This is a genomic window from Pseudomonas sp. NPDC087639 (assembly GCF_044743385.1).
Lineage (GTDB): Bacteria > Pseudomonadota > Gammaproteobacteria > Pseudomonadales > Pseudomonadaceae > Aquipseudomonas.
The window spans coordinates 1-6261 of the sequence record NZ_JBIUWI010000063.1 but is presented as its reverse complement, the minus strand read 5'-3'; the positions used below and the strand labels follow the sequence as shown (position 1 = coordinate 6261).

The following is a 6261-nucleotide window of genomic DNA, read 5'->3' as shown; positions in this document are numbered from 1 at the left end:
TACGTAGTTTCCCTCGATAAGCTCGGCAAACACGATGTTGAGCATGTGGGGGGCAAGAACGCATCCCTGGGCGAGATGATCAGCAACCTGGCAGGTGCCGGTGTGTCGGTCCCTGGCGGCTTTGCCACCACCGCGCAGGCCTATCGCGACTTCCTCGAACTGAGCGGCCTCAACGACCAGATCCACCAGGCCCTCGACGCTCTCGACGTCGACGACGTCAATGCCCTGGCCAAGACCGGCGCCCAGATCCGCCAATGGATCATGGACGCCGAATTCCCTGAAAAACTGAATGCCGAAATCCGCACCGCGTTCGCCGCGCTGTCGGCCGGCAACCCTGACGTGGCCGTAGCCGTGCGTTCTTCCGCTACTGCCGAAGACTTGCCGGATGCTTCTTTCGCCGGCCAGCAGGAAACCTTTCTGAACATCCGTGGTGTGGAAAACGTTATCCGCGCCGCCAAAGAGGTATTCGCCTCGCTGTTCAACGACCGTGCGATTTCCTACCGCGTGCACCAGGGCTTCGACCACAAACTGGTCGCCCTGTCGGCTGGCGTGCAGCGCATGGTGCGTTCGGAAACCGGCACCGCCGGCGTGATGTTCACACTCGATACCGAATCCGGTTTCCGTGACGTGGTGTTCATCACCGGCGCCTACGGCCTGGGCGAAACCGTTGTACAAGGCGCGGTGAACCCGGATGAGTTCTACGTGCACAAGGGCACGCTGGAGGCCGGTCGTCCGGCGGTCCTGCGTCGCAACCTGGGCAGTAAAGCTATCAAAATGATCTACGGCGACGAGGCCAAGGCCGGTCGTTCGGTCAAGACCGTCGATGTCGACAAGGCTGACCGCTCACGTTTCTGCCTGAGCGACGCTGAAGTCAGCGAATTGGCCAAGCAAGCGATGATCATCGAAAAGCACTACCAGTGCCCGATGGACATCGAGTGGGCCAAGGACGGTGACGACGGCAAGCTGTACATCGTGCAGGCCCGTCCGGAAACCGTGAAAAGCCGCACCCAGGCCAACGTCATGGAACGTTACCTGTTGAAAGAAACCGGCACCGTGCTGGTTGAAGGTCGCGCCATCGGCCAGCGCATCGGCGCCGGCAAGGTTCGTATCATCAAGGACGTGTCCGAGATGGACAAAGTCCAGCCGGGCGACGTGCTGGTCTCCGACATGACCGACCCGGACTGGGAACCGGTCATGAAACGCGCCAGCGCCATCGTCACCAACCGTGGCGGCCGTACCTGCCACGCGGCGATCATCGCTCGTGAACTGGGTATTCCGGCGGTTGTAGGTTGCGGCAACGCCACCCAATTGCTGAAAGATGGCCAGGGTGTGACCGTTTCGTGCGCCGAAGGCGACACCGGTTACATCTTCGAAGGCGAACTGGGCTTCGACATCAAGAAGAACTCCGTGGATGCCATGCCGGATCTGCCGTTCAAGATCATGATGAACGTCGGCAACCCGGATCGCGCTTTCGACTTCGCGCAACTGCCGAACGCCGGTGTGGGCCTGGCCCGTCTGGAATTCATCATCAACCGCATGATCGGCGTCCACCCCAAAGCGCTGTTGAACTACGACGGCCTGCCGCCGGAAATCAAGGAAAGCGTCGACAAGCGCATCGCCGGTTACGACGATCCGGTCGGTTTCTACGTCGAAAAACTGGTTGAAGGCATCAGTACCCTCGCGGCCGCGTTCGCTCCGAAGAAGGTCATCGTGCGTTTGTCGGACTTCAAGTCCAACGAATACGCCAACCTCATCGGCGGCAAACTGTACGAGCCGGAAGAAGAAAACCCGATGCTGGGCTTCCGTGGCGCTTCGCGTTACATCAGCGAATCGTTCCGTGACTGCTTCGAACTCGAATGCCGCGCGCTGAAACGTGTGCGCAACGAGATGGGCCTGACCAACGTCGAAATCATGGTGCCGTTCGTGCGTACCCTCGGCGAAGCCAGCCAGGTTGTGGATCTGCTGGCAGAGAACGGATTGAAGCGCGGCGAGAACGGGTTGCGCGTGATCATGATGTGCGAACTGCCATCGAACGCGATTCTCGCTGAAGAATTCCTCGAATTCTTCGACGGCTTCTCGATCGGTTCCAACGACCTCACTCAACTGACGCTGGGTCTGGATCGTGACTCCGGGATCATCGCGCACCTGTTCGACGAGCGTAATCCGGCGGTCAAGAAGCTGTTGGCCAACGCGATTGCCGCGTGCAACAAGGCTGGCAAGTACATCGGTATCTGCGGTCAGGGCCCTTCGGACCACCCGGATCTGGCCAAGTGGCTGATGGAACAGGGCATCGAAAGCGTGTCGCTGAACCCGGACACCGTGCTGGAAACCTGGTTCTTCCTCGCCGAAGGCCAGCCGCAGGCTTGATAAGTATGTGAACGGGCCGCTCCCACACGGAGCGGTTCTTTTAGTGTTTCAAACAGGGCGAGCGCCTTCGGATGCCGCCCTTTTTTGTGCAAGAGCATTATGCAAAGCAGCAGCAACCTATTTCCTGTCGCCCTGATCAGCGCCGAGCGGCGCGGCGATCTGAGCGAAGACGTTTATCGATTGAAGCCCGGCAACAGCCCGGACTGGTCCGTGGAAATCGCCGTCACCCGTCTGGGCATGGCCGATGAACCGGCGGTGCGCGGGGTGCCGGTCATTCTGCTGCACGGCAGTTTTTCCAATCGGCGCTTCTGGTTTTCACCCAAAGGCCTGGGGCTGGGGGCGTATCTGGCGCGTCTGGGTTTTGATGTGTGGATTCCGGAGATGCGCGGCCACGGCCTGTCGCAGCGCAACGAGGAGTACCGGCGCAATCGCGTTGCCGACTACTCCCGTTACGATCTGCCGGCGATTGCCGCATTCGTGCGTGAGCAGAGCGGGCAGGTGCCGCACTGGATCGGCCATTCGCTGGGCGGCATCACGTTGGCTGCCGCGCTCGGCGGCGAATACCTGGGCGAGCCGGCGGTGGCTTCGGCGGCGTTTTTTGGAGCGCAGGTGAGCCGCACCTATTGGCCGTTGAAAATTCCGCCGGTGGAATGGAGCGGTCGCTTCATTCTCAAGCGCTTTGCGCAGCTGTCTGGTTCACGCCTCAAGCGCGGCCCGGAAGACGAGCCGATCGGGCTGGCACTGGAAAGCATGCGTTGGTACGGCCTGTTCGGCCGCTTTGGCGACAAGGACAAGGACTGGTGGGCCGGTCTTGCCGATGTTCAGGTGCCGGTGCTGGCGGTCAGTGCGACAGGGGATCATCAGGATCCTGCCTGGGCTTGTCGCAAACTGTTCGAGCAGATCGGTTCCGAGCACAAGCAATTCATCAATCTGGGGCGTGAGCAGGGCTTCAAGGATAATTTCGGTCACGTCGAGATGCTGGTGAGCAAGGCTGCACAAGCCGAAGTATGGCCACTGGTGGCGCGTTGGCTTCAGGATCAGCACACACCGTTGCTGGGCGATAAGCCGGATCGGGCTGCTGCGGTCTGAGGCGAGGGCTCTGAAAAGGGCATTTCGCTCGGATCAGCTTGCGGCTAAGATATGACGCATTGTGCGGTTCTGGTCATATTTGGTGGCTGTTTCGCTATTACGTTTCAGCGTTTGTTCAGGTTCGTTCAGCAACCATGGGATGAACTAAGGTAAACAGCGACCGCCGGGACTCGTCTCAAAAGAGTGCGTCATCCTTGATCGTCTTCCTTTTTACAGGAGTTTTTCGATGAACCATTACCTCACGCCTGACCTGTGCGACGCCTATCCGGAGCTGGTGCAGGTGTTGGAACCGATGTTCAGCAATTTCGGCGGCCGTGATTCGTTCGGCGGCGAAATCGTGACCATCAAATGCTTCGAAGACAACTCGCTGGTCAAGGAACAAGCCGAGCTCAAGGGTAACGGCAAGGTGCTGGTGGTCGATGGTGGTGGTTCTCTGCGCCGCGCACTGCTGGGCGACATGATCGCCGAGAAAGCCGCGAAAAATGGTTGGGAAGGGCTGGTGATCTACGGCTGCATCCGTGACGTCGACGTCATTGCCCAGACTGATCTTGGCGTTCAGGCGCTGGCCAGCCACCCGATGAAAACCGACAAGCGCGGTATTGGCGATCTCAACGTTGCAGTCACGTTTGCTGGCGTGACATTTCACCCAGGCCACTACATCTACGCGGACAACAACGGCGTGATCGTTTCGCCGAGCCCGCTGAAGATGCCTGAATAAGCTTTCGACATAGGGATGAGGATGTTCGAGGAAGAAAACGCGCAATGGGGGCTGGTGCATGCCCTGGTGCTGGATGGTAATGGCGGTGCGCGTTCGATAGCCCGAACTGAGCTCGACGATCTGCAGCTGCAGGCCCATGAAAGCCTGTGGCTGCATTGGGATCGCAGTCATCCGCAAACCCAGACCTGGCTACGCAAATCCAGCGGTCTCAATGAGTTTACCTGTGACCTGCTGCTGGAAGAGAACACCCGGCCGCGCCTGTTGCCGTTGCCCGACTCCGAGCTGCTGCTGTTCTTGCGCGGGGTCAACCTCAATCCGGGCGCCGAGCCGGAAGACATGGTCTCGGTGCGGATTTTCGCCTCCGCTCAGCGCGTGATTTCTCTTCGTTTGCGCCCGCTACGGGCCACCGATGAGTTGCTGACGATGCTGGAGGAGGGCAAGGGCCCGAAAACCTCCTCTGAATTGATGCTTTATATGGCGCAGTTGCTCACTAATAAAGTGCAGGATCTGGTCACTTGCCTCTCGGAAATCGCCGATGAGGAAGAAGAAAAGATGGATGCCGACGAACGGTATACCCCGGAGCATGGCGCCATTTTGCACATCCGTCGCAGAGCGGCCGGGCTGAAGCGTTTTCTCGCGCCGCAGCGGGATATTTTCGGACAGCTGACGCGGATAAAACTGCCTTGGTTTGTCGATGACGACGCCGATTACTGGAACGAATTGAACAACAGTCTGACCCGCTATCTGGAAGAGCTCGAATTGACTCGAGAGCGCGTGGGGCTTGTCCTGGAGGCTGAAGACCGGCGTTTGAGCCTGCGCATGAATCGCACGATGTATCGCTTCGGGATCATCACCTGCATCTTTTTGCCGATGAGTTTTATCACCGGTCTATTGGGCATCAACGTTGGCGGAATTCCCTTCGCGAGCAGCCCTTATGGCTTCCTGATCGCCTGTCTGACGGTGCTCGCCATGGCGTTCGGACAATGGTGGTTATTCCGCCGTTTGCGCTGGGTTTGAAAATGGCGCATGTGACCCGACCAAATTTGCCCGCGTCTTTCACAGACATCACGAGAGGTGCGTATGCACGATCCGTTTGAACAGTCTTTGCGCGACATGCTCAACGCCTCGCCGTCCAGCCGCGACGACGATGCATGCCTGGGCCGCGTACTCAAAACCGCCAACCGCCAGGTCGGCGCCGGTGATCTGTTCAGTCTGCTGGGCCGCTGGCTGCCCGCGCTGATGATCGCCCTGAATAACGGATCGGCCCACGTGTCGCCGGTTTCCCGTCTTCGTAAACCTACCGCTCGCACTGCTGATAAGGCTGATTGAATATGGAACTTGATCTCTGGACTCAGAGCCTCGTCACTGCAATGACTGCGTTGTGGACCAAAGTCGCCAACTTCATTCCGAACCTGTTCGGCGCACTGGTCGTGCTGCTGTTGGGTTTCGTCGTGGCCAAGCTGCTCGATACCTTGCTGTCCAAACTGCTCGCCAAACTGGGTCTTGATCGCCTGATGGGCGGCACCGGGCTGACGAAATTGATGTCGCGGGCGGGGCTGCAAGTACCGATCTCGACCCTGATCGGCAAGATTGTCTACTGGTTCGTTCTGCTGATTTTTCTGGTTTCTGCAGCAGAATCCCTTGGGCTTGAGCGAGTTTCAGCTACGCTTGATATGTTGGCGCTGTATTTGCCGAAGGTTTTCGGCGCCGCGCTGGTGTTGCTGGTGGGCGTTTTGCTTGCTCAACTGGCGAACGGACTGGTGCGCGGGGCGGCAGAGGGCGTAGGCCTGGACTACGCTTCGGGGCTGGGGCGAATTGCTCAGGGGCTGGTGATCATCATCAGCATCTCGGTAGCGATCAGTCAGCTTGAGGTCAAGACCGACCTGCTGAACCATGTGATCGTCATCGTTTTGATTACCGTTGGTCTGGCGGTTGCGCTGGCCATGGGCCTGGGAAGCCGGGAAATTTCCGGTCAGATTATTGCGGGAATCTATGTGCGTGAGTTGTATCAGGTTGGTCAACAAGTGCGTGTTGGAGAGGTCGAAGGCCAGATCGATGAGATCGGAACGGTTAAATCCAAATTGCTG

6 protein-coding genes are annotated in these 6261 nt (G+C 58.8%); all 6 read left to right on the top strand.

The window, feature by feature from the left end:
- Positions 1-2367: phosphoenolpyruvate synthase (gene ppsA, locus ACIOVB_RS21865; RefSeq protein ID WP_401271294.1), on the top strand; the 2367-nt coding region annotated here is incomplete at its 5' end.
- Between the two features lie 99 nt (positions 2368-2466).
- On the top strand, positions 2467-3456 hold the full coding sequence (locus ACIOVB_RS21860) for an alpha/beta fold hydrolase (RefSeq protein ID WP_401271291.1): 990 nt from the start codon (positions 2467-2469) through the stop codon (positions 3454-3456).
- A 226-nt stretch (positions 3457-3682) separates the two neighbouring features.
- On the top strand, positions 3683-4174 hold the full coding sequence (rraA, locus tag ACIOVB_RS21855) for a ribonuclease E activity regulator RraA (RefSeq protein ID WP_008061717.1): 492 nt from the start codon (positions 3683-3685) through the stop codon (positions 4172-4174).
- A 21-nt stretch (positions 4175-4195) separates the two neighbouring features.
- The gene (locus ACIOVB_RS21850; RefSeq protein ID WP_187680655.1) at positions 4196-5191 is read left to right on the top strand and encodes a zinc transporter ZntB; all 996 of its coding nucleotides are present in this window, start codon (positions 4196-4198) and stop codon (positions 5189-5191) included.
- A gap of 63 nt (positions 5192-5254) precedes the next feature.
- Complete coding sequence (locus ACIOVB_RS21845; protein WP_008076827.1) at positions 5255-5503, top strand: hypothetical protein; 249 nt, start codon at positions 5255-5257, stop codon at positions 5501-5503.
- Between the two features lie 2 nt (positions 5504-5505).
- A partial coding sequence (locus ACIOVB_RS21840; RefSeq protein WP_401271288.1) for a mechanosensitive ion channel family protein occupies positions 5506-6261 on the top strand: 756 nt, incomplete at its 3' end.